This is a genomic window from Modicisalibacter muralis, from assembly GCF_900102945.1.
Classification (GTDB): domain Bacteria; phylum Pseudomonadota; class Gammaproteobacteria; order Pseudomonadales; family Halomonadaceae; genus Modicisalibacter; species Modicisalibacter muralis.
Map to the genome: position 1 here is coordinate 53,735 of NZ_FNGI01000011.1, position 21,952 is coordinate 75,686.

18 protein-coding genes and 1 tRNA gene are annotated in these 21,952 nt (G+C 64.2%); 7 read left to right on the forward strand and 12 right to left on the reverse strand.

The window, feature by feature from the left end:
• Nucleotides 1–47: 47 nt before the first annotated feature.
• From rimM to ffh, 3 genes are all read right to left on the reverse strand, one after another.
• The gene (gene rimM, locus BLR92_RS16285; protein ID WP_089730431.1) at nucleotides 48–590 is read right to left on the reverse strand and encodes a ribosome maturation factor RimM; all 543 of its coding nucleotides are present in this window, start codon (nucleotides 588–590) and stop codon (nucleotides 48–50) included.
• 26 nt (nucleotides 591–616) lie between these two features.
• On the reverse strand, nucleotides 617–868 hold the full coding sequence (gene rpsP / locus BLR92_RS16290; RefSeq protein ID WP_089730339.1) for a 30S ribosomal protein S16: 252 nt from the start codon (nucleotides 866–868) through the stop codon (nucleotides 617–619).
• 175 nt (nucleotides 869–1,043) lie between these two features.
• Complete coding sequence (gene ffh, locus BLR92_RS16295) at nucleotides 1,044–2,453, reverse strand: signal recognition particle protein (RefSeq protein WP_089730340.1); 1,410 nt, start codon at nucleotides 2,451–2,453, stop codon at nucleotides 1,044–1,046.
• A gap of 173 nt (nucleotides 2,454–2,626) precedes the next feature.
• Here ffh and BLR92_RS16300 point away from each other — a divergent pair, with 173 nt between their 5' ends.
• Both BLR92_RS16300 and BLR92_RS16305 read left to right on the forward strand, forming a co-directional pair.
• Nucleotides 2,627–3,427, forward strand: a complete 801-nt coding sequence (locus BLR92_RS16300) for a cytochrome C assembly family protein (RefSeq protein WP_089730341.1) — start codon at nucleotides 2,627–2,629, stop codon at nucleotides 3,425–3,427.
• An 88-nt stretch (nucleotides 3,428–3,515) separates the two neighbouring features.
• Nucleotides 3,516–4,799, forward strand: coding sequence for an HlyC/CorC family transporter (locus BLR92_RS16305; RefSeq protein ID WP_089730342.1), 1,284 nt, complete (start codon nucleotides 3,516–3,518; stop codon nucleotides 4,797–4,799).
• Between the two features lie 2 nt (nucleotides 4,800–4,801).
• On the opposite strand, the gene BLR92_RS16310 is transcribed toward BLR92_RS16305, so the two are convergent.
• Nucleotides 4,802–6,688, reverse strand: coding sequence for an MFS transporter (locus tag BLR92_RS16310; RefSeq protein WP_089730343.1), 1,887 nt, complete (start codon nucleotides 6,686–6,688; stop codon nucleotides 4,802–4,804).
• Nucleotides 6,689–6,696: 8 nt separating this feature from the next.
• Nucleotides 6,697–7,311 carry a TetR/AcrR family transcriptional regulator gene (locus tag BLR92_RS16315; RefSeq protein ID WP_089730344.1) on the reverse strand — a complete coding sequence of 205 codons (615 nt, stop codon included), beginning with the start codon at nucleotides 7,309–7,311 and terminating at the stop codon, nucleotides 6,697–6,699.
• 217 nt (nucleotides 7,312–7,528) lie between these two features.
• Between BLR92_RS16315 and BLR92_RS16320 the strand changes: the two genes are divergently transcribed.
• Entirely contained in the window at nucleotides 7,529–8,215 is a 687-nt protein-coding gene (locus BLR92_RS16320; RefSeq protein WP_089730345.1) for an SOS response-associated peptidase, read from the forward strand.
• Nucleotides 8,215–11,034, forward strand: coding sequence for an insulinase family protein (locus BLR92_RS16325; RefSeq protein ID WP_089730346.1), 2,820 nt, complete (start codon nucleotides 8,215–8,217; stop codon nucleotides 11,032–11,034). The genes BLR92_RS16320 and BLR92_RS16325 overlap by 1 nt, the downstream gene beginning before the upstream one ends.
• Nucleotides 11,035–11,100: 66 nt before the next feature.
• On the opposite strand, the gene sbcB is transcribed toward BLR92_RS16325, so the two are convergent.
• The 4 genes from sbcB to minC all read right to left on the reverse strand — a co-directional run bounded on the left by sbcB (nucleotide 11,101) and on the right by minC (nucleotide 14,470).
• Nucleotides 11,101–12,561 (reverse strand): exodeoxyribonuclease I, encoded by a 1,461-nt coding sequence (gene sbcB / locus BLR92_RS16330; RefSeq protein ID WP_089730347.1) that lies wholly within the window; start codon nucleotides 12,559–12,561, stop codon nucleotides 11,101–11,103.
• 64 nt (nucleotides 12,562–12,625) lie between these two features.
• Nucleotides 12,626–12,874 carry a cell division topological specificity factor MinE gene (gene minE / locus BLR92_RS16335; RefSeq protein ID WP_089730348.1) on the reverse strand — a complete coding sequence of 83 codons (249 nt, stop codon included), beginning with the start codon at nucleotides 12,872–12,874 and terminating at the stop codon, nucleotides 12,626–12,628.
• Nucleotides 12,871–13,689 carry a septum site-determining protein MinD gene (minD, locus tag BLR92_RS16340; RefSeq protein WP_089730349.1) on the reverse strand — a complete coding sequence of 273 codons (819 nt, stop codon included), beginning with the start codon at nucleotides 13,687–13,689 and terminating at the stop codon, nucleotides 12,871–12,873. Before minD ends, minE begins: the two co-directional genes overlap by 4 nt.
• 46 nt (nucleotides 13,690–13,735) lie before the next feature.
• Entirely contained in the window at nucleotides 13,736–14,470 is a 735-nt protein-coding gene (gene minC / locus BLR92_RS16345) for a septum site-determining protein MinC (protein ID WP_089730350.1), read from the reverse strand.
• A gap of 222 nt (nucleotides 14,471–14,692) precedes the next feature.
• On the opposite strand from minC, the gene BLR92_RS16350 reads away from it, so the two are divergent.
• A complete protein-coding gene (locus tag BLR92_RS16350) occupies nucleotides 14,693–17,464 on the forward strand; it encodes a DUF349 domain-containing protein (protein WP_089730351.1) in 2,772 nt (923 codons plus the stop codon).
• Between the two features lie 83 nt (nucleotides 17,465–17,547).
• On the opposite strand, the gene phbB is transcribed toward BLR92_RS16350, so the two are convergent.
• A complete protein-coding gene (gene phbB / locus BLR92_RS16355) occupies nucleotides 17,548–18,294 on the reverse strand; it encodes an acetoacetyl-CoA reductase (protein WP_089730352.1) in 747 nt (248 codons plus the stop codon).
• A gap of 178 nt (nucleotides 18,295–18,472) precedes the next feature.
• On the opposite strand from phbB, the gene BLR92_RS16360 reads away from it, so the two are divergent.
• Nucleotides 18,473–18,549: transfer RNA gene (locus BLR92_RS16360), tRNA-Met, on the forward strand.
• A 381-nt stretch (nucleotides 18,550–18,930) separates the two neighbouring features.
• Here BLR92_RS16360 and BLR92_RS16365 read toward each other — a convergent pair.
• Nucleotides 18,931–19,740: a DUF3750 domain-containing protein gene (locus BLR92_RS16365; protein WP_089730353.1), complete on the reverse strand. Its 810-nt coding sequence runs from the start codon at nucleotides 19,738–19,740 to the stop codon at nucleotides 18,931–18,933.
• Nucleotides 19,741–19,831: 91 nt separating this feature from the next.
• Here BLR92_RS16365 and BLR92_RS16370 point away from each other — a divergent pair, with 91 nt between their 5' ends.
• Nucleotides 19,832–20,764: a tetratricopeptide repeat protein gene (locus BLR92_RS16370; RefSeq protein WP_089730354.1), complete on the forward strand. Its 933-nt coding sequence runs from the start codon at nucleotides 19,832–19,834 to the stop codon at nucleotides 20,762–20,764.
• Here BLR92_RS16370 and BLR92_RS16375 read toward each other — a convergent pair.
• Nucleotides 20,758–21,912: a MalY/PatB family protein gene (locus BLR92_RS16375; protein WP_089730355.1), complete on the reverse strand. Its 1,155-nt coding sequence runs from the start codon at nucleotides 21,910–21,912 to the stop codon at nucleotides 20,758–20,760. The genes BLR92_RS16370 and BLR92_RS16375 overlap by 7 nt on opposite strands.
• Between the last annotated feature and the right edge of the window lie 40 nt (nucleotides 21,913–21,952).

A 21,952-nucleotide genomic window follows, 5' to 3' on the forward strand; every position in this document is an offset into this window, starting at 1 on the left:
GCAGATCCCATGGGGCCGGGTCTATCGCCCGACCCATCAAAGCTCGTTCAGAATTCCGGATCCCAATCCACCGTCAGCCTACCGGCGGCCAGATCGGTATCGCGAACCACTTGTTCGGGCAGGAAAGGCAGCAGCCGTTCCCGGTCATCGACACTGCGCTCGTCGCCCTGCACGACCAGAACGTCGTTGGCGCCGGTCTCGAACAGATAGTTCACATGGCCCAGATCGACACCGCTGAGCGTCACCACCCTGAGGCCTTCCAACTGATACCAGTAATAGTCGCCCGCTTCGAGCGCCGGCAATGCCCGCTTGGGCAACAGTATCTCCGCCCCGGCGAGTTGCTCGGCCTGCTCGCGGGAGTTCACCCCGTCAAGGCTGGCCACCAGGCCCTTGCCTTGTCGACGCCCCTGGGTCAGGCGATGCGTGGTTCTTTCCCCACGCTGCTGCACTACCCATTCGGCGTAGTCGAGGATGCCCTCCATCGGGCTGGTGTACGAATACACCTTGAGCCAGCCTTTCACGCCGTGAGGGCTGGTCAGCTTGCCCAGCACCACGTAGTCGTCCCGATCACTGCCTGGCGGCGCGGTCATCGCGTCATTCGGCATGGGCGGGCTTCTTACGCCTGCTGCTTACGAGCTTCTTTGACCAGCTCGGCAACGCGATCGGAGACTTGCGCGCCCTGGCCCTGCCAGTGGCTGACGCGATCCAGATCGACGCGCAGACGCTCTTCCTGACCGCGAGCGATCGGGTTGAAGAAGCCGACACGCTCGATGAAGCGGCCATCGCGAGACTTGCGCGAGTCGCTTACGGTCAGATGATAGAAGGGACGCTTCTTGGCGCCACCACGTGCCAGACGAATGGTAACCATTGCGTTAACAGTCCTTCGGTTGAGTTCAGTAATTACGCCACAGATTCATGACTGCGGTCGCAGTCGGAGGCCGCGCACGCGCGCAGCTTGCCACGAAGACGCGACATTCTACGGAAAACGCCTTGCGTTGGAAACCTTTTTCCTCGGCAGTGGCCTTCTTCGCGCGGTGGCTTCGTCAGCGCCGCGGGAAGCCGCCGGGACCGCCCATGCCGCCTGGGCCGCCCACACCGCCGGGACCACCCATGCCGGGCATTCCCGACATGCCGCGCATCATCTTCTGCATGCCGCCCTTCTTGCCGACCTTCTTCATCATCTTCTGCATCTGCTTGTGCTGCTTGAGCAGGCGGTTGATATCGGGCACCTGCAGGCCGGCACCGGCGGCGATGCGCCGCTTGCGCGAGCCGTTGATGATCTCCGGCTTGCGGCGCTCCTTGGGGGTCATCGAATTGATCAGCGACTCGAGCTTGCCGAATTCCTTCTCGGCGCCGGCGCCCTGAGCGGCCTCGGCCATCTGGCCCATGCCGGGTAGCTTGGACATCAGCCCACCCATGCCGCCCATCTTCTTGAGCTGCTGAAGCTGGTCGCGAAAGTCCTCGAGATCGAACCCCTCGCCTTTCTTGACCTTCTTGGCCAGCCGGTCGGCCTTGTCCTTGTCGACACTGCGCTCGGCTTCCTCGATCAGCGACAGCACGTCGCCCATGCCGAGGATGCGCGAGGCGACGCGATCCGGATGAAAGGGCTCCAGGGCATCGACCTTCTCCCCGATACCCATGAACTTGATCGGCTTGCCGGTGACGTGGCGCACCGATAGCGCCGCGCCACCGCGCGCATCGCCGTCGGCCTTGGTCAGGATCACCCCGCTCAGCGGCAGTGCCTCATGGAACGCCTTGGCGGTATTGGCGGCGTCCTGGCCGGTCATGGCGTCGACGACGAACAGCGTCTCCTGCGGCGAGAGCGCCTTATGCAGCGTCTGTATCTCGTCCATCATGTCGCTGTCGACATGCAGGCGACCGGCGGTGTCGACGATCACCACGTCATGAAACTGAATCTTGGCGTGCTTGAGCGCCGCCTCGGCGATGGCCACCGGGCGCTGGTCGCTGGTCGAGGCGAAGAAGTCGACCTCGACCTCCTTGGCGAGCGTCTCGAGCTGGTCGATGGCCGCCGGACGATAGACGTCGACGGAAACCACCAGCACCTTTTTCTTCTCGCGCTCGCGCAGGAATCGCGCCAGCTTGGCGACCGAGGTGGTCTTGCCCGCGCCCTGCAGGCCGGCCATCAGGATCACCGATGGCGCGCCCTTGAGCGCCAGCCCTTCGTTGGCCTCGCCCATGATCGCTTCCAGTTCCTGCTGGACGATCTTGACGAACTGCTGCCCCGGCGAAAGGCTCTTCGAGACTTCCTGGCCCACCGCACGCTCGCGAACGCGCTCGATGAAGGCCTTGACCACCGGCAGGGCGACGTCAGCCTCGAGCAGCGCGCGACGTACCTCGCGCAGGGTGTCCTTGATGTTATCCTCGGTCAGTCTGGCCTGACCGGTAATCGACTTGAGCGTCCGCGACAGACGCTCCGATAGGCTTTCGAACATGGGCTCTCCGGCGCTGATGCCTTGGCTATGGCCGACGATTATACGCCTTCACGCCGGCAGTCTCCATGCGCCACGCGCGGCTGGGCGTCACGCCCTCGATTGGGTATAGTGGCGACTTGATCGATTCTCTTTTACCACTTCAATGAACCTCGTCGAGGTCGGCAGAGCCTAAGATGCAGGCGCTTCCCTTCGCTTTTCTCGCCATCGTGTTCTATCTCGGCGCCGGTTCCTGGCAGGGCCTGGCGCTGCTGCGACGCGTGCCCCAACGCCCATTGCTGGTGCGTGGCATCGGGCTGCTGGCGGTGATTTCTCACGCCGTGGTGGTGTTCGCAAGCCTCGGCGATCTCGACACGCTCAACCTGGACATTTCGGCCAGCGCCTCGCTGATCAGCTGGCTGGTGGCGCTATTGCTGCTCGCGGTGAGTTTCGCCAAGCCAGTCCTCAGTGCCGCCGCCGGGCTGTTTCCGCTCGCGGCGGTGACCATCCTGCTGGTCGTGGGGCTACCGGCCTCCGGTCATCGCGAAGGTCTCACACCGGGCATCGCCGTTCACATTCTGACCTCGATACTGGCCTTTTCGCTGTTCGCCATCGCCGCCATGCAGGCGATGCTGCTGGCGGGCCAGAACCGCGCGCTGCGCCATCATCACACGCGCGGCATCGTCCAGAGCCTGCCGCCGCTGACCACCATGGAACGGTTGCTGTTCGAGTTGATCTGGGCCGGCATGTTGCTGCTCACCGCGTCGCTCGCCAGCGGCATGATCTTTCTCGACAACATCTTCGCCCAGCATCTGGTGCATAAGACGGTGCTGTCGATTGCCGCCTGGATCATCTTCGCGCTGCTACTCGCCGGCCATCATATTCTCGGTTGGCGTGGCGCCAAGGCGGTACGCTGGACGCTCGGCGGCTGCGCCCTGCTCTTGCTGGCCTATTTTGGCAGCAAGTTCGCCCTCGAGGTGGTATTGAACCGGCCATGAGCCAAGCTTGTTTAGCGTCGACTCCTTGACACTGGGGCAGCCGATTCCCTACAAACGAGCCTACTACAAGATTTAGGACCCTCAGACCTTGAGCGACGACATCCCCCTGGGACTGCTGTTCGGCGTACTCTTCTTGCTTGTTTGCCTGTCTGCCTTCTTCTCCAGCTCCGAGACCGGCATGATGTCCATCAACCGCTATCGCCTGAACCATCAGGCCAGGAGCGGTGAGAAGCCCGCCCAGCGCGTGCTGCATATGCTGAAGCGCCCCGATCGGCTGCTCGGCATGATTCTGATCGGCAACAACCTCGTCAACAACCTCGCGGCATCGATCGCCACGGTGATCGCCATTCATTACCTGGGCGAGGTGTCCGGGCCCGCCGTGGCCACGTTGGTACTCACCATCGTCATCCTGATCTTCGGCGAGGTCACGCCCAAGACCTACGCCGCGATCAAGCCCGCGCATATCGCCTACCCCGCCTCGCTGGTACTAGCGCCACTGCTCAGGCTGTTCTATCCGCTGGTGTGGCTGGTCAATGCGATTTCCAACGGCCTGCTGCGCCTGCTCGGCGTCAAGAACATCGAGAGCGGCGCCGAGGACCTGACCCGCGACGAACTGCGCACGGTGGTTCACGAGGCGGGCGCGATGATTCCGCGCCGCCACCAGGCCATGCTGCTGTCGATCCTCGATCTGGAAAACGTCACCGTCAACGACATCATGGTGCCGCGCCACGAGATCGACGGCATCGACCTCGACGACGACCTGGGAAGCATTCTCGCCCAACTGCGCGCCAGCCAGCATACCCGCCTGCCGATTTACAAAGGCGATATCAATAACATCATCGGCATCCTGCATCTGCGCAACGCCGCGAGATTCCTGTCCAAGCCGGAGGTGACCAAGGCGGCGATCGTCCAGGAGGCTCGCGAGCCCTATTTCATTCCCGAATCAACGCCGCTGCATACGCAACTGCTCAACTTCCAGCAGCATAAGCGGCGTATCGGCATCGTCGTCGACGAATATGGCGATGTGGATGGGCTGGTCACCCTGGAAGATATTCTCGAAGAGATCGTCGGTGAGTTCACCACCGACGTGGCCGGCATGCACCAGGACATTCATCCGCAGGACGACGGCAGCTTCGTGATCGATGGCACCGCCAATATTCGCGAAATCAACAAGATGCTCGGCTGGCAGCTACCCACCGATGGTCCCAAGACACTCAACGGCCTGATTCTCGAACATCTGGAATCCTTCCCCGACGGCCCAGCCTGCCTGCAATTGGCCGATACCCGCATGGAGGTTCTGCAGGTCAAGGACAACCTGATAACCTCCGCTCGCTGCTGGCTGCTAACGCGGCGCGCGACCCTGACCGACTAGGGTCATCCAGCGATCACAGGGCGTTTCGCCCAGTCATCGGCGGCGACCTTGAGTTCGCGCACCCGGGCTTCGAGCGTCGTCCGGCCGGCTTGACGCGGGGACAACGGCGCGCCGAACACCAGCCTTACCCGGGCACGAAAGCGCCGCGGCCGTTTGGACAATGCCTTGCCGCCGCAATGCGACGTCCACGAGCCCCATAATCCGGCCAGCGCCGCCGGTACCACCGGCACCGCGTCGCGCGCCAGAATCATGTCGACGCCACGCCGAAAGCGGCCTACCTCGCCATCGGTGGTCAGTCGCCCTTCCGGAAACAGCATGACCACCTCGCCATCGCGCAGCGCGCGACTGACCTCGCCCAGCGCTCGGCGCACACCACCGGGATCGCGGCGCTCGGAGTCCACCGGTATCGCCCCGGCGATACGAAAGAACCAGTTCAGCCACGGCGATTCGTAAATCGGCCGGTCCATCAGGAAACGTAGCGGGCGCGGGCAGGCGCCGCCGAGGATCAGCGCGTCCATGAAGCTGACGTGGTTGCACACCACCAGTGCCGCGCCCTCGGTGGGGATATGGCTGCGCCCCGAGAAGCGCAGGCGATAGAGCACATGCATCAGTGCGAACAGCGCCAGCCGCAGCACCGAGCGCGGGTTGGCGGTCAGAATGCCCACGCCCACCAGCAGCGGGATCACCGCCAGGCAAACGAAGAACGCATGCAACGACGTGCCGATCAGCGTCAGCATGACGATGCCGAAGCCGGCGGCAATGACCATGAACAAGGCGTTGAGCAGGTTGTTGGCGGCGATCATTCGGGCACGGTGATCGTCGCGGCTGGCGACCTGCACCAGGGTGTACAGCGGCACGCTGTACAGACCGCCACCGACACCCACCAGCGCCAAATCCAGCGCCATGTGCCAAAAGCCCGGTATCGCCACCAGCGCTCCCAGCGTCAACCGCTCGCCGACAATGTCGGGCTGCAAGGCCAGATCGAGCCCGGCGGCACTGATCAGCAGCGCGCCCAGCGGCACCAGACCCACCTCCAGCCGCCCGGCGGACAATCTGGCGCACAACAACGCCCCGCCGCCGACACCCAGCGCAAAGGCCCCCAGCAGGAAGCTGACCGCCGCCTCGCCGCCATTCACCACGTCGCGCACCCAGGCCGGTAGCTGGGTCAGGTAGCAGGCGCCGAGAAACCAGAACAGGCTGATGCCCAATAGACCACGGAACACGCGCGGATGACGCCAGGCATCATGCATCACCCGCATGCTGCCCGCCAGCGGCTGCCAGGAGACCCGCCCCGGGTCACTCGACGGCGCGGCCGGCACGCCGAGGCTGACCAGGTAACCGAGCAGCGCCACGCCAATCAGCGTGGCGGCAATCGCGCCCCGCGAGGCGGCGCCATCCAGCGCAGCGAGCAGGCCAGCCAGCAGGGTGCCGAGCAGGATCGACACGAACGTGCCCATGTTGACCCAGGCATTGCCGCGCACCAGCTCGGTGGCTGCCAGGTGCTGCGGCAAAATGGCGTATTTCACCGGCCCGAACAGCGCCGACTGGGTACCCATCATGAACAACAACGCCAGCAGCAGGCCGAATTGCTCGAACCATACGGCAAGCGCGGCGACGCTCATGGTAGCGAGCTCGAGGAGCTTTAGGCGACGAATCAGATATCGCTTGTCGAGCCGGTCGGCGAGCGTGCCGCCCCAGGCGGAGAATAGCAGGAAGGGCAGGATGAACAGGCCCGCCGCCAGGTTGTTGAGCAGCCCGGTGTCCCAGCCATAACGCGGCACCGCGACGAAGGTCAGCAACAGCAGCAGGACATTCTTGAAGACGTTGTCGTTGAAGGCGCCCAGCGCCTGGGTCCAGAAGAAAGGCGCGAAGCGACGCTGTGCGAGCATCGGCGATCTCACGCCTCGTGCTGAGTATGCCTGAGACCGGCGAGGATGGTCGTCAGCAACTGATCGAGTAGCTCGCCCACTTCGAGCGGTTGCCCTTGCCAGTAGCCCAAGCGCTCGTTGAGCCCCAACTGCACCAGGCCATGCACGCTGCCCCACAGGGTCCGCGCCATGCGCCGCGCCTCGAGATCGCCAAGCGCCGGTTGATGCTCTTTCAGGGTCGCTTCGACACGCGTGAACAGCGCCTCGATCATGGTGTTCTGGCGCTGGTCCAGCTCGCCTTCCTGGGCCAGCGGGTAGTCGAACAGCAACTGCCAGCGATAGGGATCGCGCTGCGCGAATTGCCAATAGGCGTTGGCCAGCGCCTTGAGGCGCGGCTCCGGCGTCGCCTCGCTCATCCCTTCGACCGCCCCGCGCAGGCGATTCAACGTCTCGATGTTGACGTATTGCAGCAGGTTATTGAAGCTGCCGTAGAGCTTGAGCAGGGTACTCGGTGCACAGCCGATTTCGCGCGCCAGGGCGCGCAGCGAAAGCGTGTGCACGGGGTTTTCCCGCAGCCAGGCATCGCATGCCGCCATAACCTGGGCATGCAGCGCCTCGGGCGCATGCTGTCTGGGACGTGCCATCGCTTTCCTCTTATTCTCGTGATTCGCTCCCTGCGGGAAGCGGCAATGATCGAACAGTGTTTTCGTACAGCATATCGACACCGCGCGCAAACGCAAGCCCTACGCTCCCCAGCCTGGCCGGGGCCGCTCCCTTCGGGCCATGCGGCGCTGGCTCCCCGACGGCGACTTCGCTACCCTGTGACTCCGCCATTCCGGCGGACCCAATGTTGGAGCCGCCATGGCCGGACGCCTGCACATCGCTCCCCAGCCCCTCGATAGCCTGCTGCCCGGATTACGCGCCGATGAGCCGCTGCTGACCAGCCCCAACCTGGCGCCGCGCCAGCCGCTGTCGATGATTCGTCTGGAGGGCGGCGCTCCGACGCTGGTCAGCGCGTTCTGGGGGCTGACCCCGCCCTGGCTCAAGGTGCTCGACCATGCACCACACTGCGCGCGCGCCGAGTCACTGGGCGAGCGCGCGATGTTTCGCGACGCCTTCGCCGCGCGGCGCTGCGTGATTCCGGTCAGCGGCGTCTACGCCTGGAAGCCACAGCCGCGCATGAAACAGCCGTTCCTGATCACCCGCGTCGATCGCGGTTCGCTGCTGCTGGCCGGGCTATGGTGTCGTTACCACACCACGCTGAGCGCCTACACCGATTCCTGCGCGCTGATCACGGTTCCCGCCAACCCGCTACTATCCTCGCTGACCGAGCGCCTCCCGGCGCTGATCGACCCCGCCGACGCCATGGCCTGGCTCGATCCGCATACACCGCTCGCGCAGGCCCGCGACGTCTTGTCGCCGGCGCCCTTGGAACTGTTGGGCGCTTTTCCGGTATCAAGGCGTGTAAACGATCCGTCCTGCCAGGACTGGGCCTGCGGTCATCCGACCGGCGCGATGGCCCGCTGGCATAGCGAACAAGAGACATGATGCGCCTATTGCAACCCCTGAGCGCCACCGCGCTGGGGCTGATCGGATTCGGCCTGCTGCTGGGCGGCTGCCAAGCCGTGCCGGAGGATTCCCCCGAGGTCGTCACGCCGATCACCAGTCCCAACGACAGTCGCGACTATCGCGCCCTGACCCTGGACAATGGCCTCGAGGTGCTGCTGGTCAGCGATCCCGAGGCCGACCGCGCCGCCGCCTCGATGAACGTCTCGGTAGGCAGCGCTCAGGACCCCCAAGCCATGCCTGGGCTGGCGCATTTTCTCGAGCACATGCTGTTTCTCGGCACCGACCGTTACCCCGAAGCCGACAGTTACCAACAATATTTGAGCCAGCATGGCGGCAATCACAACGCCTTTACCGCCAGCCAGGACACCAATTATTTCTTCGACATCGAGCCCGGCGCCCTGCCCGGCGCACTCGACCGCTTCAGTCGCTTCTTCATCGCGCCACGCTTCAACCCGGAATATGTCGAGCGGGAACGCAATGCCGTGCATTCCGAATATCAGGCCCGTCTGCGTGACGACGGCCGGCGCATCAACGAGGCGCTGGACCAGGCCCTGAATCCCGAACATCCGACGACCGGCTTCTCGGTAGGCAGCCTGGCGACGTTGAACGACGATGAGCAATCGCTGCGCAAGGCGTTGATCGATTTCTACGAAAACCACTACGGCGCCGGCGTCATGCACCTGGCGGTGGTCGCGCCGCAGTCACTCGATACCCTCGAGATCCTGGTTCGCGAGCGCTTCGCCGAGGTTCCCAACCGCGACCTGACCCGCGCCGAGATTCCCGAGCGACTGCTGACGCCCGCGCAGCTCCCGGCGAAACTGGCCGCACAGAGCCTCGGGGAGCGTCGCCAGGTGCGTTTCCTGTTCCCGGTCGACGACCCCATCGACGACTACCGCAACAAGTCGTTGTCCTACCTGGCCAACCTGCTCGGCCACGAGGGCGAGGGCAGCCTGCTCGCCGCGCTGCGCGAGGCCGGCTGGGCCGATGGCCTGTCGGCGGGCGGCGCTCGCGGCGATGGCGACGATGCGCTGCTCAGCGTCAACATCAGCCTGACGCCGGAGGGCGCCGAACACCTGGATCGCATTCAGGCCAGCCTGTTCGCGATGATCGAACGCATCCGCGAGAAGGGTCTGGATAGCTGGCGCTATCAGGAGCAGGCCCGGCTCGCCGAGCAGAGCTTTCGCTTCCAGCAACGTGGCGAGCCCATCCATGTCGCCAGCAGCCTGGCCATGAACCTGGCCTACTACCCGCTCGAGGATGTCCAGTATGGCAACTACCGCATGGACGGCTTCGAACCGGACAAGGTGCGCGAGATTCTCGCCAAGCTGACGCCAGAGCGGTTGCTGCGCGTTTACAGCGGCCCAAATGTCGAAGGCGAGCGAACCACCCAATGGTTCGACACGCCTTATCGACTCACGCCCGTCGAGAGTTGGCCGCAAGCCGCGCCACTAAGCGGGCTCTCGCTACCCGAGCCCAATCCGTATATCGCCGAGGATCTCGAGCTGCTCCCGCTCGACACGGCAAAGCCCGAGCTGCTGGCCGACGGCGAGCACTACACGCTGTGGTATCGGCCAGATAGCGAATTCGGCACGCCACGTGTCGAGTGGCGCTTCAGCCTGCAGAACCCCGAGACATCGAGCAGCCCACGCAACGCCGCCCTGACGCACCTGCTGGCCGGCTGGCTGGGCGATAGCCTCAACGAAGCGCTCTACCCGGCGCGCCTGGCTGGCCAGGAGGTTTCCGCTTACGCCCATGCGCGGGGTCTCACGCTATCGTTCTCGGGCTGGCGGGATCGCCAGGAGCGGGTGATGCAGCGTGTGCTCGACCAGCTCCAGGCGGGTGACATCACGACCGACAGCGTCGCCCGCGTCAAGCTGGGGCTGATGCGTGAGTGGCGCAATGCGCCGCAGTCGCCACTCTATCAACAGCTGTCCCGCACACTCGGTAGCGCTCTGATTCGCCCGCAGCACTCGGAAGCAGCGCTTCTCGAGGCGATCGAGCCACTCGACGCCGAGGCATTGCGCGACTTTCGCCAGCGCTTCCTGGATCGGCTGTACATCGAGAGCCTGGTGGTGGGCAACCTGAAACCGGCACTGGCGCGGCGCGAGGGGTTGCTGGTGATCAACTCCCTGGCGCCGAGCGTGGATGCCTCGGCAATTCCCGAACTGACCCCGCTGAACGTGCCAGCCTCGGCGCCGACCCTGCACCCGCACTCCACCCGCAACGACAGCGCGGTACTGCGCTACCTGCAGGGGCCCGACCGCTCGCTGGGCAGTCAAGCTCGCTTGGCGGTGCTCGGGCAACTGATCGAAGCGCCCTTCTACACCCAGCTACGCACCGAGGAGCAACTGGGTTACATCGTCACCGCCGGCTACCGCCCGTTGCTCGATGGGCCGGGGCTAAGCCTGCTGGTGCAATCGCCCAGCGCCGACGTCGCGCATATCCAGTCGCGCATCGCTGCCTTTCTCGAGGCGTTCGATACGCGCGTCGCGCAACTTGACGATGCGACACTGCAACCCTACCGCGACGCCGTACGCGATCGCCTGCTGGAACGCGACCCATCGCTGACCAGCCTGACCAACCGGCTGTGGTATCAGTTAGCGCTGGGCGATACCGACTTCAACCATCGCCAACGCCTCGCCGAACGCGTCATGGCACTCGATGCCAATGGCATCCGCCAGGCCTGGCAAGCCGTGCGAGAAGCACCGGCCCAGACCGTCAGCTTCTCCCCGGAGACAACGCCCAGCGATGTCGCGGCGCTGACCGCTGATTTCGAGCCATTGCCCGAGGGCCGCTGAAAGAGCGTTGCTGAAACGATCACGCCCGCGCCGCGAGTCGGTGCGGGCGTGATCGTTAAGCGCAAATCATCCGAAAGCCTGGGCCGGCATCATCGCCTCGACATGCATCACCAGTTCCTCGAGGACCTGGCGATCGCGATCGCTCAACGAGAGCTGGTTCAAGCGCTCGATCTCGCGGGCGAAGCCCTGCAATGTCAGGCCGCCGAGCGTGCCGTCGTTCATGCGTGCCCAGCGGTACGCCTCCCACTGTGCCTGCTCGTCGCTCGTCAGGGTATCCGGGTAGCTGCGCGCGCGCAGGCGGAACAGCATCTCCTCGAGGCGCGGGTCCTGAAAGGCGAAGGCCGTCTCGCCGAGAGATTCCGGCGCGGTGGTGTGGACACGCTGCATTTCCTGACGATCCGCCGGTGAGAAGAAGCCTCCCGAATAGAGCATCAAATCCGGATCGCTGGGGCCCTCGGGCGGCCCCTCGGCGAACACGGCGGCGGCCTTGCGCGCCGCTTCTGGATTGGCGCACAGCGCTTTCCAATGCGCTTCGCACAGACCGCGATCCAGAGTCAGCCGCGCGGCCACATCGTCGGTTACGGCATTGATCGGCAACAGCACCGGGCTGCGGTTGATATGCACCACCTTGAGCGGGATGCGCGACTCGCCCTCAGCCAACTCATCGGCACTGACGAACACGCGCGCGCGAATCTGTTCGACGGAAAGCTCGAACAGCGGCGCGGGGTCCACGCCCAAGTCGTAGACGATCACCCCATTGGGGTTGGAGGGATGCTCGGCCAGCGGCATGACCAGCGCGCCACAGCCACGGCTGGCCGGGTAGCGACGCGAAATGTGCAGCATTGGCTTACGCGAGGGAATGTCCAGCAGCTTAGCGACCTCGCACTTGCTGCGCAGCTTGAGCAGATAATCGAACAGTCGTGCGTTGCGTGACTTCAGCAGCCGCGCCAAGGCGATGGTGGCGCGCACGTCGGCCAGCGCGTCATGCGCGCCGGCATGCTCGATGCCGTTGGCGGCGGTCAGGTGCTCGAGCTTGAAGCTGGGGGAGCCATCGTCGCGCGTCGGCCACTCGATGCCCTCGGGGCGCAATGCATGGAAGGCTCGCACCACGTCGATCAGATCCCAGCGCGAATTGCCGTTCTGCCATTCGCGGGCATAGGGGTCGAGAAAGTTGCGATAGAACAGATGGCGGCTGACTTCATCGTCGAAGCGCAGGCTGTTGTAGCCCAGCCCACAGGTTCCGGCCACGCTCATCTCGGCATTGATGCGCGCCGCGAATTCAATCTCGGGAAGGCCGCGCCGGCGGGTCGTCTGCGGGGTGATGCCGGTGATCAGGCACGCCTGGGGATGCGGCAGATAATCGTCGGCCGGTTTACAGTACAGCGTTAGCGGCTCGCCGATCTCGTTGAAATCGGCATCGGTGCGGATAGCGGCGAACTGCGACGCGCGATCGCGCCGCGGGTCAGCGCCGAAGGTCTCGTAATCGTGCCACAGAAAGGTCTTCTGCGACTTGCCAAGCTGCGCCATCAGCGTCTCCACGCATGCCAAAAACGCTCAGCCTAGCACAGCCATGCCGGCCACTCAGCCGCGACTAGCGCGGTAGAGTGACATTGAGCTCCAGCACCGAGCAGTCATCCTCACGGTCGAGACTGATATTGATTGCCTCCTGACCGACGTTGACGTAACGGCGGATCACTTCCAGCAGCTCTTTCTCCAGCATCGGCATGTAATCCGGCTGGTCACGCTGGCTACGCTGGTGCGCGACGATGATCTGCAGCCGCTCCTTGGCGACCGACGCCGACTTCTTGCGTTCGCGTTTAAGGAATTCGAGTAACTTCACCGACGACCTCCTCCGAACATACGGGAGAGCAGACCCTTCTTCTGATATTCATGGAAACGCAGTGGCACGTCCTCACCCAACAGCCGCGATACGGTGTCGGTATAGGCCTGGCCGGCATCGCTCTTCATGTCATGAGTCACCGGCACGCCCTGGTTGGAGGCACGCAGCACCGCTTCGGATTCGGGAATCAGGCCGATCAGGTTGATCGCCAGAATCTCCTGGATGTCCTCCAGGTTGAGCATGTCGCCATCGCTGACCCGCTCCGGGTCGTAGCGGGTGATCAGCAGATGCTCCTTGACGGGATCGAGATTCTGCTCGGCACGCCGGGATTTCGAGGACAGCAGACCGAGGATGCGATCGGAGTCGCGCACCGACGACACTTCGGGGTTGGTCACCACCACCGCCTCGTCGGCATGGTACATGGCTAGCTGCGCGCCACGCTCGATGCCCGCCGGCGAATCGCAGATCACGTAATCGAAGTCCTTGCTGAGTGCATCGAGCACCTTCTCGACGCCTTCGGCGCTCAGCGCGTCCTTATCGCGAGTCTGGGAGGCCGGCAGGATATGCAGGTTGTCGACGCGCTTGTCGCGAATCATCGCCTGATTGAGACCGGCCTCGCCCTGAATCACGTTGATCAGGTCGTACACGACGCGACGCTCGCACCCCATGATCAGGTCGAGATTACGCAGCCCCACGTCGAAATCGATCACCACCGTCTTGTTACCGCGCAGCGCCAGCCCGGTGGCGATGGCTGCCGCGCTGGTCGTTTTACCGACCCCGCCCTTGCCGGAGGTCACTACAATGATCTTGGCCAAGGTAAGCTTCCTGTTGCTAGTTGGATGATCGTCCAGGCCCCTCGGTTCACACCAACGGGGTAATGGTTAACTGGTCGTCGTTGAGGCGCACCTGTACCGCCTTGCCGAGCAATTGCGGGTCGATGTCCTCGAGACGCTTGTAATTGCCTGCCAGCGACAGCAATTCGCCGTGCAGCTCATGACAGAAGATGCTGGCCTCGCGATCGCCACGTATACCGGCCAGTGCCCGCCCGCGTAGCGCGCCATAGACATGCACGTTGCCGCCGGCGAGCACCTCGGCGCCGGCGTTGACCGCGCCGAGCACCACCAGATCACCGTCCGGCGCGCTGACCTGCTGACCGGAACGCACCGTGCCGCGATGAATGCGACTGCCCACCGCGCCCTGGATTTCAGGCGTGGGCTGTGGCGCTTCGGCCGGTGCCGATGGCGCGACGCTTTCCAGCGCGCGCGTACGCTCCTCTTGCGGCGGAAACCAGCCCAGACCCAACGCCCAGGCCGACTGCTTGACCGGATCGGCACCGCCGCGCACCGCCACCGGCAGTAGCTTGTGGGCACGGCATACGGCGCAGATGCGCTCCAGCGCCAAGTGCGGTTCATCGAGTTTTTCCACGCTCAGCACCACTGGCGTATGCTGAAAGAACGCCGGAGACTGGCTGAGTTTACCGGCCAGTTGCTCGCGGATCCGCTCGGGGTCCGCGCTGATCAGCTCCATGACCGTCATGGGCAACATGCCGCCCTTGAAAGTAAAGGCAGAACCTGCCCTATCCACGTTAAGGCTCATTACCATTCTCCGCGTCGGGTAATGTGACTAAAACTAAGCGAGGGGCTACTCGGCTGCAACTGATCATACGCTCAGGCGGATGGCTTGTCAGTGTCGCCGCCCGCCGACGCCTCGGACTTTCACCGGCTTGTCGCACATGCTTATATAGCAGGGAGAGTGGCAACGGACGCCTCTCGGCGCCTCGACATCATTCAGAACTCTATCAGGGACGCGTATCCACCCATGTCAGCATTCTTTCGTCGTTTCTTCGCCCCCCGTTGGCAGCATCGCGACCCCGCCGTGAGACGACAGGCGGTGTCGCGCCTCGACATCGGCCAAGCGCAGGATCGTGAACGCCTCGAACGACTCGTCGGCGATGAAGACCCCGACGTGCGTCAGGCGGCGCTTGCCCGCCTGGACGATCCCGCCCGGCTGCTCGCGCTACAGATGACCCATGCCTCGCCCGAGTGGCGCGCGCGCTTGGTCACGCTACTCTCGGGTCGCGAGGGCGCCACGCCGCTAGCGACTCGCCAGGCATTGCTCGAGCGTGTCGACCATGCCGCATCGCTCGCCGAGATCGCGCTGCATGGCGATAACCAGACGCTGCGCCTGGCCGCCCTGGCACGCATCGACGACGAAGACACGTTGATTCACCAAGCCTGCGAGAACGGTATCGCCGCGGTCCGCCACGCCGCCGCCGAACGCATTACCAGCGAGGAAGGACTGACCCGACTGGCGCGCCAGGCGCGCCGCGACAAGCAGGTCGCCCGCCTGGCCCGCGAGCGCCTGAATCGTCAGCGCGAAGACGCCGCCCAGGCGCAGGCCCAGCGTGCCGAGCGCGAGCGTATTCTCGATGCGCTCGAGCAACATGCCCGACATGCCTGGGAGCCGCTCTACGCCGGGCGTTATCGCCACCTGCAGCGTGAGTGGGATCGCCTGACCGATCTGCCCAGCGCCGACCAGGAACGGCGCTATCAAGACGCCAGCCTGCGTTGTCGCAAGATCATCAGCGATCATGACGCCCAGCATCAAAGCGTGTTTGCTGCCGACCGCCGGCGCAGCGATGCCGACGAGACCCGCCAGGCGTTGATCGAGGCACTCGAGGAAACCCTGGCCGGGCTACGCCAGAGCACGCACCTGACCGACCAGGACCTGGCCAGCCTGCACGCTCAGAAGCGCCTGCTGGCGAGCCGCTGGCAAGCGCTATCGGATCAGCACGCGCCCGAGGCGGAACTCAGCCAGCGCTATGCCGAGGCATTGGCCGAGCATGACCGTATCGGCCGCGCCTGGGAGCGCTTGCAGCACCAGGCCGACACCCTGAACGATGCCTTGAGCCAGGCGGACGACACGCGTCTCCGTCACGCCCTCGAAACCCTGGACTGGCCCGATGACCTGCCCCCGTCGCCACTGCTGGAGCGCGCGCGCGAACGCCTCGATGTTCCCGCGCGTGACGATGACGACACCCGAAAGGCCGAGCGCGTCGCGGCGGATGTCGAAGAACTCGAGCGGCTACTCGAACGCGGCGCCTTCAAACATGCCAGCCGCCTGCACCAGAGCCTGCGCCAACGTCTCGATGCACTCCCGCCCGAGCCGCGTCGCCGATATCAGCCAAAACTCAAGCAGCTCGCCGCACAGCTTGCCGAATTGCGCGACTGGCGCGGTTTCGTCGCCGGGCCCAAGCGCGACCAACTGAGCCAGGCCATCGACCAGCTTGCCGACGATCTTACCCTCAGCGATGCCGAACTCGATAGCCGTCACCACCGGCTGGTCAAGGAATGGCGCGAACTTGGCGACGCGGCCGCCAACCAGCAGCTATCGGTGCGCTTTCGGGCGGCTTCGGATCGTATTCATGAGCGCCTCGGCCCGTGGCGCCAGGCGCGCGATCAGCAGCGCCAGAAGAACCTGGTCGCGCGCGAGGCCCTATGCACGCAGCTCGAAGCCCTGCTCGACAATCCCGACCCACGCGCCGACCCGGACAGCCTGCGCCAGATTCGTGATCGCGCTCGCGAACAGTGGCGACATTTCTCGCCGGTGCCCCGCGACCAAGCAGAAAGCGTCGGTCATCGTTTCGGACGCATACGCCATGCCCTGCAGACCCTGATCGACCAGCGCGCTCTACAGATTGCGTCGGCCAAGCGGCAAATCATCGAAGAGGCCCGCGCACTACAGACCGCGGCGACGCCGGCCGCACAGCGCGCCGAGCAGGCCAAGGCCCTGCAACGCCGCTGGCGCGAACTGGGCCGCGCGCCCAAGGGCGAGGAACAGACGCTATGGCGGGAGTTCCGCGGCCTTTGCGACGGCATCTTCGCCGCCCGCGAGAGCGAGCGGGACGACCGCACCCAACGCGCTCGCGAGCGTCTCGACGCCATGCAGGCACTGATCGAACGTATCGACGCCTGGCAACCCGCTTCCAGTGCCGACGCCAGCATCCTGGAGCAGGCCATAAGCGAGGCCGAGGGGCTGGAACCGCTACCTTCAGCGCGACGCAGCGATGGCATGCGGCGTCGCTGGCTGGGCATCGTGCGCGCCCGGCGTGAGTGGCTTTCACGCTTGGCATTGCATGAGCAGATACAGCATTGGCAGACATTGCGACCCTTGCTCGACGCGCATTTGCAGGCCGATGCGCGCGCGCTCGATGGCCAGCCCGCCGAGACGATCGAGGCAGGCGTCGCACTCGACGACGACCTGCTCGAAGCACATCGGCAACGCAATGCGGCGCGCCAGGACCCGTCAGAAGCGATAGACGTCGAAAAGGCACTGACCCGCCTGCGTGTCCACCTGGCGCTATTGGCCGGCGAAAAGGTCTCTCGCGAAGACGAACCGTTACGTCTGGCGATTCAGGTCGAGCGGCTCAACGAAGGGCTGAATCGGGCTGAAATGAGCAAGGCCGATGAACTGCATGGCGTACTGTGCGCCATCCTCGCCACTGGCCCCGTCCCGCCACCGCTGTGGTCCCGCGAAGTCGGCGAACTGGATCTGTCGCTGACACAGATGGCACGCTTGCCCGCGTCCTGAACCACTATCTTATCTAGACGCGAAACCAGCGAGCGAGGCCGGTGCCTCGCTCGCTGGTTTTCCTCAGGTGCTTGTCGACGAACTCAGCCCATGAATTGGCCGCCGTTGATGTCCAGATTCGCCCCGGTGATAAAGCCGGAATCGCGATGGGCAAGGAATGCCACCGCGCGGGCGATTTCCTCCGGCGTGCCGTAACGCTTGACCGGGATCGTCTCGCGAATGGCTTCACGTACCTTCTCGGGGATATTCATGATCATGTCGGTAGCGATATAGCCCGGCGACAGCGTGTTGACGGTAATACCCTTGGTTGCGGTCTCCTGCGCCAGCGACATGGTCAAGCCATGCATACCGGCCTTGGCGGCGGCATAGTTGGCCTGTCCGAACTGCCCCTTGCGGCCATTGATCGAGGAGATATTGACGATGCGCCCGTAGCCCGCCTCGAGCATGTCCTCGATGACGCAACGGCAGGTGTTGAATACGCTATTGAGGTTGCAGTCGATCACTGAGTGCCACTGCTCGGGGCTCATCTTCTTGAGCGTCGTATCGCGGGTAATCCCCGCGCAATTGACCAGCACGCCGACCGGACCGTGTTTTTCACGAATCTCGCGAACGCCCGCCTCGCAGGATTCGTAGTCGATCAGGTTGGCGCCGGAGAGCGCAATGTTGTCGTATCCCTGGGCACGTCGCTCTTCCAGCCATGCCTTGGCCTTGTCGGGGTTATGATAACCCGCCACGACCTGATATCCCTCCCTGACCAGCGCTTCGCAAATAGCGGTGCCGATGCCACCGGTGCCGCCGGTTACCCAGGCGATGGGGATTGTCTGAGTCATCTTGTCTCTCTCCTGAGTCGTGATGTCTGGGCTGACGCTATCAGTCTTGAACGGCTCGGGTGACATCGTCATGACACCCTCACTTGGCAGTATGGTTGAATTTTCATCCAACACACGAACGCACGAATAAACCCTTGACCTTGCGAGAAATTCGCCTATAATGCGACGCACAATCTGATGCGGGGTGGAGCAGTCTGGTAGCTCGTCGGGCTCATAACCCGAAGGTCATCGGTTCAAATCCGGTCCCCGCTACCAAGTTTTCGAAAAGCCGATCCGACAGGGCCGGCTTTTTGTTGAGGCGTATAACCCGAAGGTCATCGGTTCCCTCTCGTTTCAACATCGGCGGTTCCCGCTACCAGGTTTAGAAAGAACCGATCCAATCGGGCCGGTTTTTTGTTTGAACGGCATACCCCGAAGGTCGTCGGTTCCCTTTCGTTTCAACATCGGCGGTCCCCGCTACCCAGTTTAGAAAAGCCGATCCAACAGGGTCGGTTTTTTGTTGAGGCGTATAACCCGAAGGTCATCGGTTCCCTCTCGTTTCAAGGTCGGCGGTCCCCGCTACCAGGTTTCAGAGAAACCGATCCGGCAGAGTCGGTTTTTTCGTCGGGTGCATACCAGGGCAGCCGATGCGTGAGTCTACTGGGCTGGCGTCTGCAATACCCTGCCCTCCTGCGTCATCACAGTGCCCATCACCGACTGCGGGAAGCCTACCCGGCCGATGCCCGGCAGCTTGAGCGCCGGCTTGGTGAAGTCCACGCCCAGCGTCAGGCCCAGCAGATTGAGTTCGATGCCTTCCTCCAGCGCCACCAGAATGCCGATCACGCCACCCACTGCGAATTGATAGCCACTGCCACTGGGTGCCGCGGCGAATGGGCCATCGATCAGGTAATCCTTACCCACGGCGAGAGCCGGCAGCTGTACCCGCAGGCCCGGCACCTGCCTGACGACCCAGGCAACGAAGGTATTGCTGTTGGGGCCCGGCCAGACTCGATAGCGACCGGCAAGCGGGTAAGCGGCTGCGGCGTCGTTAATCAGTGGAATCATCCTTGCTGCCGCAGCGCCGCGATAATCGGCCAACAGCCAGGGCGAATTGCCGAACCAGGCGCGATCCGGGGCGCTGCGCTGCGTCGACGCGCTATAACTCCAGCGAGTCACCTGATGCACCCGATAACTCGAGGCGCCTGCGGGTTTCGTGGCGATCCAGGTGTGCACGCCGAACGCGCCTCGCCAGTTGAAGGCGCGCGCGGCATAAATCTGGATTACGGCCTCGGGCGTACGTTCAGGCAGCGGCGCCAGCCCCGCCGATGAGCGATCGGCACTCGCCCAGTGGCTGCCAAGATCGATCCGTGGCCCAGCCAGCATAAACAGTGGGCCGGCCAGCAGCAGGACCAACGTCAGCGCCAGTAATCCAAGTCCGCGCAACACTCGACCGTTCGATCGTCTCATTGTTTTCTCTGCCTTGAATACCGGGCCTTTCACCCGCATTTTGATAGGCAACCGTCATTTTCAACTGTCGTTTTCAATAAGGCCAAGCGCTATGCCGATCGTCGACCCCCGCACAGGTGCCCCGCTCAACACGCCGGAGGGCTCCACACAAACGAGTGCCGCTTCAGCCGACCCGGCGAACTACATCGTCGATATCGACATGTCCAACTTTCAGCAAGTGGTGCTGGAGGGGTCGGTACAGACTCCGGTGCTGCTCGACTGCTGGGCGCCCTGGTGCGAGCCCTGCAAGAATCTCATGCCGGTACTGGAAAAGCTGGCCCATGAGTACGCCGGCGCCTTCATACTGGCCAAGCTCAATATCGAGGAACATCAGGAGATCGCCGCTCAGTTGGGCATCCGCTCGGTACCCGACGTCAAGCTGATCATGCAGGGCCAGCTTTACGATCAGTTTCAGGGCGCGCTGCCCGAGAAACAGATTCGCGAGTGGCTGGCGCAATACATCGAGGCACCACAAGATGCTCCGGCGAGCCCCGAGGAACAGGCCGAAGCGGCGCTGGCCGCTGGCGATGCCGCGACCGCCCAGGCGATCTACCGGCAGTTGGTCCAGGAAAACCCGGAGCATTACGATTATCAGGTCGACCTGGCCAGCGCGACCCTGGCCGGTGGCAACGCCGAGGATGCCCGTAGCGTTCTCGACAACCTGCCGCCGGAACACCGCGACGCCCCTAAGGCACGCGGCGTGCGTGCGCGCATCGACTTCGGCGATGAAGCCCCCAGTGCCGAGGAACTGGCGTCACTCGAGGGCCGCGACGATAGCGAGGCCCGCTACAAGCGTGCCTTGCGCCAGGTCGCCGATGGCCACTACGAGGCCGGCCTTGATGCGCTACTCGCGCTGATGAAGGCCGATCGCGCCTATGGCGACGATGCCGCGCGCCTGACCCTGCTGCGCGTCTTCGATGCCCTCGGCGCCGACCATCCGCTGACCGTCGCCTACCGGCGCAAGCTGTTCGCGCTGCTTTATTGAGCCCTTAGCACGGCATCGAGCCGTTGCAGTGCTTCCTCCAGCAGCGCCGGCGGGGTACCGAAATTCAGCCGCGCGAAACCCGGCCAGCCGAAGTCGGCGCCGTCGGATAGCGCAACCCGCGCCCAGTCCAACAACGCCTGCTGGGGTGACTCGCCAAGCCCGGCGCGGCGCAGATCCAACCAGGCCAGATAGGTGGATTCCGGCGCGCTATACGTAACGCCGGGCCAGCGCGCCGTATATTCACCGAGCCGCTGACGGTTATCGCGCAGTACCGCCAGCAATTCCTGGCGCCAGGGTTCCCCTTGCGCATAGGCCGCCTCGGCGGCGAGCAGGCCCAGCACGTTGGCGTCGGGCATCAGGCCACGCATGGCTTCCTGCAAGCGCTGGCGTAGGCGTGGGTCGGAGACCACCGCGCAGGCGCAGGTCAACCCGGCGATGTTGAACGTTTTCGACGGCGCCCATAGCGTGATGATGCGCTTAGCCAGTTCGGGATAGCACGCGGCCAGCGGCCGATGGCTATCACCCGCGTCGAGAATCAGGTCACAGTGCAATTCGTCGGAGGCGATCAGCAGATCGTGGCGCTCGGCCAACTCGGCGAGAATGGCCAGTTCCTCGTCACGCCAGACCCGCCCGGTCGGATTGTGCGGATGACACCACAGCAACAGCCGGGTACGTGGGGTAATTGCCGCTTCCAGCGCCTGGCGGTCGAGCCGCCAGGGTTCGCCCGACGCGCTTGGTGGCGCCAGTTCGGCGGTCTGCGCCAAGCGCCCGGTACGCTCGGCGACCTTGAGAAACGGCGGATAGATCGGCGTCACCGTGAGCACGCCATCGCCGGGCTCGGTCAATGCCAGGCTGGCCAGGTGCAGCGCCGGAACCACGCCCGGCAACCAGACTTGCCAGTCGGGCTCGATTGCCCAGCGGTAATGACTGGCGCTCCACTCGCAGAGCGTCCGTCGCAGGCTGTCTGGCACCTTGCCGTAGCCGAAGACGCCATGCGTCACGCGAGACTGCAGGGCCTCGATCACCGCCGGCGGTGAAACGAAGTCCATGTCGGCGACCCACAGAGGCAGCACATCGTCGCCATAACGCTGCCATTTCTGCGAAGGGTACTGCCGGCGATCGATGGACGTGGCAAAATCGAAGCGCATGACGCCTCCTGTCGAATTCATGTGATACCCGGAAAGACTC

Bases quoted from the DNA above. Each gene is read 5' to 3' on its own strand.
- rimM (WP_089730431.1), bottom strand. From the start codon at position 590: ATGACCGCGCCGCCAGGCAGTGATCGGGACGACTACGTGGTGCTGGGC.
- rpsP (WP_089730339.1), bottom strand. From the start codon at position 868: ATGGTTACCATTCGTCTGGCACGTGGTGGCGCCAAGAAGCGTCCCTTC.
- ffh (WP_089730340.1), bottom strand. From the start codon at position 2,453: ATGTTCGAAAGCCTATCGGAGCGTCTGTCGCGGACGCTCAAGTCGATT.
- BLR92_RS16300 (WP_089730341.1), top strand. From the start codon at position 2,627: ATGCAGGCGCTTCCCTTCGCTTTTCTCGCCATCGTGTTCTATCTCGGC.
- BLR92_RS16310 (WP_089730343.1), bottom strand. From the start codon at position 6,688: ATGCTCGCACAGCGTCGCTTCGCGCCTTTCTTCTGGACCCAGGCGCTG.
- BLR92_RS16315 (WP_089730344.1), bottom strand. From the start codon at position 7,311: ATGGCACGTCCCAGACAGCATGCGCCCGAGGCGCTGCATGCCCAGGTT.
- BLR92_RS16320 (WP_089730345.1), top strand. From the start codon at position 7,529: ATGGCCGGACGCCTGCACATCGCTCCCCAGCCCCTCGATAGCCTGCTG.
- BLR92_RS16325 (WP_089730346.1), top strand. From the start codon at position 8,215: ATGCGCCTATTGCAACCCCTGAGCGCCACCGCGCTGGGGCTGATCGGA.
- sbcB (WP_089730347.1), bottom strand. From the start codon at position 12,561: ATGGCGCAGCTTGGCAAGTCGCAGAAGACCTTTCTGTGGCACGATTAC.
- minC (WP_089730350.1), bottom strand. From the start codon at position 14,470: ATGAGCCTTAACGTGGATAGGGCAGGTTCTGCCTTTACTTTCAAGGGC.
- BLR92_RS16350 (WP_089730351.1), top strand. From the start codon at position 14,693: ATGTCAGCATTCTTTCGTCGTTTCTTCGCCCCCCGTTGGCAGCATCGC.
- phbB (WP_089730352.1), bottom strand. From the start codon at position 18,294: ATGACTCAGACAATCCCCATCGCCTGGGTAACCGGCGGCACCGGTGGC.
- BLR92_RS16365 (WP_089730353.1), bottom strand. From the start codon at position 19,740: ATGAGACGATCGAACGGTCGAGTGTTGCGCGGACTTGGATTACTGGCG.
- BLR92_RS16370 (WP_089730354.1), top strand. From the start codon at position 19,832: ATGCCGATCGTCGACCCCCGCACAGGTGCCCCGCTCAACACGCCGGAG.
- BLR92_RS16375 (WP_089730355.1), bottom strand. From the start codon at position 21,912: ATGCGCTTCGATTTTGCCACGTCCATCGATCGCCGGCAGTACCCTTCG.